The sequence below is a fragment of the Burkholderia aenigmatica genome (genome assembly GCF_902499175.1).
Taxonomy (GTDB): domain Bacteria; phylum Pseudomonadota; class Gammaproteobacteria; order Burkholderiales; family Burkholderiaceae; genus Burkholderia; species Burkholderia aenigmatica.
The window spans coordinates 1-4,861 of record NZ_CABVQC010000134.1 but is presented as its reverse complement, the minus strand read 5'-3'; the positions used below and the strand labels follow the sequence as shown (position 1 = coordinate 4,861).

Annotated in this window: 4 protein-coding genes; all 4 read right to left on the bottom strand. The window is 71.4% G+C overall.

Annotated elements, in window-relative coordinates; all coding sequences use genetic code 11:
* Nucleotides 1-139: 139 nt before the first annotated feature.
* Nucleotides 140-1,465: a flavin-dependent monooxygenase QhpG gene (gene qhpG / locus BDO18943_RS42150; RefSeq protein ID WP_175026697.1), complete on the bottom strand. Its 1,326-nt coding sequence runs from the start codon at nt 1,463-1,465 to the stop codon at nt 140-142.
* On the bottom strand, nt 1,462-2,154 hold the full coding sequence (gene qhpE / locus BDO18943_RS42145) for a subtilisin-like serine protease QhpE (RefSeq protein WP_175026696.1): 693 nt from the start codon (nt 2,152-2,154) through the stop codon (nt 1,462-1,464). The genes qhpG and qhpE overlap by 4 nt, the downstream gene beginning before the upstream one ends.
* A complete protein-coding gene (locus BDO18943_RS42140) occupies nt 2,147-3,874 on the bottom strand; it encodes an ABC transporter ATP-binding protein (RefSeq protein ID WP_175026695.1) in 1,728 nt (575 codons plus the stop codon). The genes qhpE and BDO18943_RS42140 overlap by 8 nt, the downstream gene beginning before the upstream one ends.
* Nucleotides 3,875-3,923: 49 nt before the next feature.
* Nucleotides 3,924-4,861, bottom strand: a 938-nt coding sequence (locus tag BDO18943_RS42135) for a sigma-54-dependent Fis family transcriptional regulator (protein ID WP_175026693.1), incomplete at its 5' end; no start/stop codon positions are given.

The following is a 4,861-nucleotide window of genomic DNA, read 5'->3' as shown; positions in this document are numbered from 1 at the left end:
GAAAGAGGCGAAAGAGGCGAAAGAGGCGAAAGAGGCGAAAGAGGCGAAAGAGGCGAAAGAGGCGAAAGAGGCGAAAGGGGCGAAAGAGGCGGAAGAGGCGGAAGAGGCGGAAGGGGCGGAAGGGGCAGAGGCGCGCGCGTCACGCGCGTACGAACGGATATCCCTGCGTTTCGAGCCAGTGCCGCACCAGCGCGGCCTGCGGCGGCGCGAACTCCGCCAGCACCTGCGCCACCGGCCGCTCGCGCAGCGCCGCGACGATCGGCGCGAGCGGGATGCCTTGCAGATGCCAGCTGCCGAGCGGCTGATCGGGGCTCGTGACGACGTCGGCCTCGACGATCGTGTCGCCGTCGATCACGGGCGCACGCTCGATCGCGAGCGCGCCAAAATCGGGGGCGCGATGCGACGGCGCATCGTCCGGCCACGCGCGGCGCGCGTCCCAGAACGGCCGGTCGGCCCATTGCGTGTCGAGCGCGTAGAAGTCGCGGCCGATCCGCGCGAAGCGCATGAACAGCGCGGTGATGCGTCGCGCGTGAAAGCGCAGCGCGAGTGCCGCACGCTCGGGATGTGCGAGCAGCGTATGGATGACGGCCGGCGCCTGCAGTGCCGACGACAGCGACTGGAAGATGCCGTTGCCGGACAGCGGATCGACGGCCATCGCCGCGTCGCCGACGCGCAGCCAGTTCGCGCCGCCGGCGTCGCCGCACAGCGTCGCGCTGCTGGTGCGCGCGAACACGCGCGCATCGGCACCGGTATCCACGCCTCCCGCACCGAAGAAGTCATGGGCGAGCGGCGTCTGCCGCAGCGTCGCGCACCACGCGGGTAGCGCGTCGCGTGGCGGCAGCGTCGTGGTCGCGACGTCGAGCGTCGCCTGCCAGTAGCAGCGGCCGTCAGGCAGGCGCGCCATCCACGCCCAGCCCTCGGGCAAGCTCTCGATCGCGGAAGCCGCATCGCCGGGCGTGCCTTGCCACACGTTCAGCAGGCTCAGCGTCTGCGGGCCGCGCATCGCATCGCGCGCGTGCGGCGCGAGCCGGCCGCGCGCTTCGACGACGAACGCCGCATGCAGCGTTGCGTCACCGGCTGGCGTGTCGATGCGGATCGCATGCCCGTCGCCGTCGGCTTGCACCGCGCGTACGGTCGCTTCGCGCACCGCAATGCCCGCATCGGCCAGATCGCGGCGCAGCGCCGCGTCGAAACGGCGGCGGTCGATCAGGTGTTCGTGATTGAGCGTACGCGTGTCGCCGTTCCAGCGCGTCGTGCGTGCACAGGGCGGCAGCGCACAGGCGGCGGCCTGCGCGAGCCCGGCATGACGCAGCCCCTGCAGCACGCGATCGGACACGCCTTCGACCGCATCGAAGCGTCGCCATTCGCTGACGACCGTGACCGGATAGCCGAGCCGCGCGAGCCCGAGCGCGGTGGCGGCGCCCGCCGGCCCCGCGCCGAGCACGACGACCGATGCGCGGTTCATGATGCGTGCGTGCGTCGCTCGACGCCGATGTAGGTGGCGTCCGTACGCAGATGATCGAGCAGGGCAGCCGTATCGTCGTCCGGGTGACGCGCGAACCAGTCCGCCGCATGGCCGCTGAGCGCCGCGCACGCGATGCTCGCGCCGGCCGGTGCGCGCGGTGCGCCGCTCGACACGACCGCGCCGAAATCGGCCTGCGCACTGTCGAGCCACGACCATTGGCCCGGCATGCAGCGCGCATCGCCCGTGACGCGCACGATGCCCGGATAGCTGGCCGGAAACACCGGCGTGCCTTGCGCGGGGCTCGACGCGAAGACGGTCACGCGTTGCGCGACGGCTGCCGCGCACGCATCGCGCAGCGTGTCGCGATCGGCGCGCACGCCGAGGCTCAGGTTGATCACGCGAACGCGTTGCAGGAGCAGCCAGTCGATGGCGTCGGCGATCTGCGCGGCGCTCGTCACGCCGCGTGCCTCGAACACCTGCGCGACGCACAACGCCGCCTCGGGCGCGGCGGCCGCGATCGTCGTGCAGATCGCGCTGCCGTGACCGATCCGGTCGGGCTCGACGGCACCGGCCTGCACCACGGAAGCCGCGTCGAACGAGAAGCGCCGCGCGGCGGCGACGCGTGCGTCCAGTGCAGGCGGATAGCCGCTGTCGACGACGCCCACGCGCACGGCCCGATCGTCACGCATGCGCGACATCCCGGTGCGTGCGCCGCGCGAGTCGTCCGTCCGCGAGCTCGAAATGCAGGTCGACGCCGGCGAGCGTCGACGCGCGGTGACTGACGAGGATGCGCGTGCGGTCGCCGAACAGGGTGTCGATCTGCGCGATGACCTGCCGCTCGGTCGCTTCGTCGACGGCCGACGTCGCTTCGTCGAGCACGAGGATCGCCGGCGCCTGCAGCAGAGCGCGTGCGATCGCGATCCGCTGCTTCTGGCCGCCGGACAGTTGCTGTCCGCGTTCGCCGACCGGCCCGTCGAGCCCGCCCGGCAGCGTCGCGATCAGTTCGTCGAGCTGCGCGGCGCGCGCGGCATGCACGATGTCGTCATGGGTCGCGAGCGGCGCCGCGTAGCGGATGTTGTCGGCGAGGCTGCCGCGAAACAGCACGATGTCCTGGCTGACGACCGCGACGTGGCGGCGCAGCGCGTCGAGATCGACGTCGCGCAGATCGATGCCGTCGATCCGCACGCTGCCGCGCTGCGGGTCGTAAAAGCGCTGCATCAGGTCGATCAGCGTCGACTTCCCGCTGCCCGACAGCCCCGACAGCGCAACCTTGCTGCCGGCCGGCACGCGTGCGCCGGCGCCGCGCAGCACCGGGCGCGCGCGCTCGTCGTGCGCGAACCACACGTCGACGAACTCGAGATCGCCGCGCGCGGGCAGCTCGCGTGCGTCGGCCGGCGGCTGGACGGCGACCGGTGCGCGCTGCAGCTCCATCACGCGTCCGAGGCTGACCGTCATCCGCTGCAGCGCGACGTAGAGCCCGAGCAGGCTCTTCACGGGGCCGATCGCCATCCCGAGATAGCTGGAGAACGCGATCAGCGACCCGAGCGGCCAGTCGCCGCGAATCACCCAGTAGCCGCCGACGACGAAGGCGCCCGCGCGCGACAGCGACGTCAGCGTGCCGGGCACCGATTGCGTGATGAACTCGGTGACCTGCAGCTTCAGCAGGCGTTCCATGTAGCGATCGCCGAGGCCGTCGAGCCGCGCCTGTTCGGCGCGCTGGCGGCCGGCGGCCTGGATGAACTTCATCGCGGGCAGCGTCTCGACGAGGAACGACGACACGTCGGCCGCGCCTTCGCGCACCGATCGCGCATCGCGCTCGACCTTGCGGCGCATCGTGCGCAGCCACAGGATCTCGAACGGAATCAGCAGCAGCGCGAGCAGCGACAGCTTCCACGACAGCGTGACGAGCAGCACCAGCGTGCCGACGAGCCCGATCACGTTCGATACGGCGGAGAACAGCGCGTCGAGCGCGAAGCGCTGGATCTCGGCGACGTCGCCGTCGAGGCGCGACAGCAGGTCGCCGAGGCGGCGCTGGCCGTAGAACGACGGCGACAGCCGCTGCAGGTGCGCATAGACGGCGCTGCGCAGCGAGAACAGCACGCGGCCGGACAGCCGCGTATGCAGGTAGCGGTTGATGCCGCCGAGCAGCGTGCCGACGAAGCCCGCGAACACCATCGCGAACGCGACCACCACCAGCATCCGGAAATCCTTGCCGACCAGCCCGCGGTCGATCAGCTCCTTCGTGAGCCACGGTTGCGCGAGCGCGAGCAGCGATGCGCAGGCCGACAGCGCGAGCAGCCCGGCGATCGCGAGCCGGTGCGGCCGCACGAAACCGTACAGCCAGCCGAACGCGCGCGCGAGCTGCGCGTGGTCGTCGGTCTTCACGAAACGCAGGACGAGTTTCAGCATCGGCGCGACCGGCCCGTCACGAACGCAGCGGACGAACGCGCGCGCGGCCTCATGACTGCAGCCGCTTGAGGCGACGGTACAGCGTCGCGCGGCTGATGCCGAGCGTCTGCGCGGCGGCCGCGACGTTGCCGTCGTGGCGCGCGAGCGATTCGCGGATCAGGTCGTCCTCGTGGCGGCGGATCAGCCCGAACGATGCGTCCGGTGCCGGACACACGCCGTCGATGAAGCCGTCGCACAGATGGTCGAGACCGAGCACGTCGTCGTGCTCGTCGCGCACGGCGAGCGCGGTGCGCAACACCATCTCGAGCTGGCGGATGTTGCCGGGCCAGCGATGTTGACGGAACACGTCGGCGAGTTCGGCGTTCACGCTCACGTGCGGCGCGCCGAGCCGCGCGAGCAGCGCCGTGACGATCAGGTCGACGTCGTCGCGTTCGCGCAGCGCGGGCAGCAGCACGTTCACGCCGTGAATCCGGTAGTAGAGGTCTTCGCGGAAGGACTTGTCCCGCACCATCGTCGGCAGGTCGCGGTGCGTCGCGCAGATCACCGCGATGTCGATCGCCTGCTCGTCGCCCGCGCCGAGCGGTGCAACCTTGCGTTCCTGCAGCACGCGCAGCAGGCGCGCCTGAAGGTGCAGCGGCATGTCGCCGATCTCGTCGAGAAACAGCGTGCCGCCGTGCGCCTGCATCAGCCGGCCCGTCATCCCGCCCTTGCGGGCGCCCGTGAACGCGCCGTCGCGATAGCCGAACAGCTCCGACTCGATCAGCCCTTCCGGAATCGACGCGCAGTTCACCGCGACGAACGGCTTGCCGGCGCGCGCGCTCGCATCGTGCAGCGCACGTGCGACGACTTCCTTGCCGGTGCCCGTCTCGCCCTGCACGAGCACGGGCAGCCCGTTGTTGAGACCTTGCCGCGCCATCGTCAGCGCGCGCAGCAGGCGCGGCTGGCGGCCGGCGAGGGCCGCCAGCGCCTGCGCGCCGGCATCGTCGC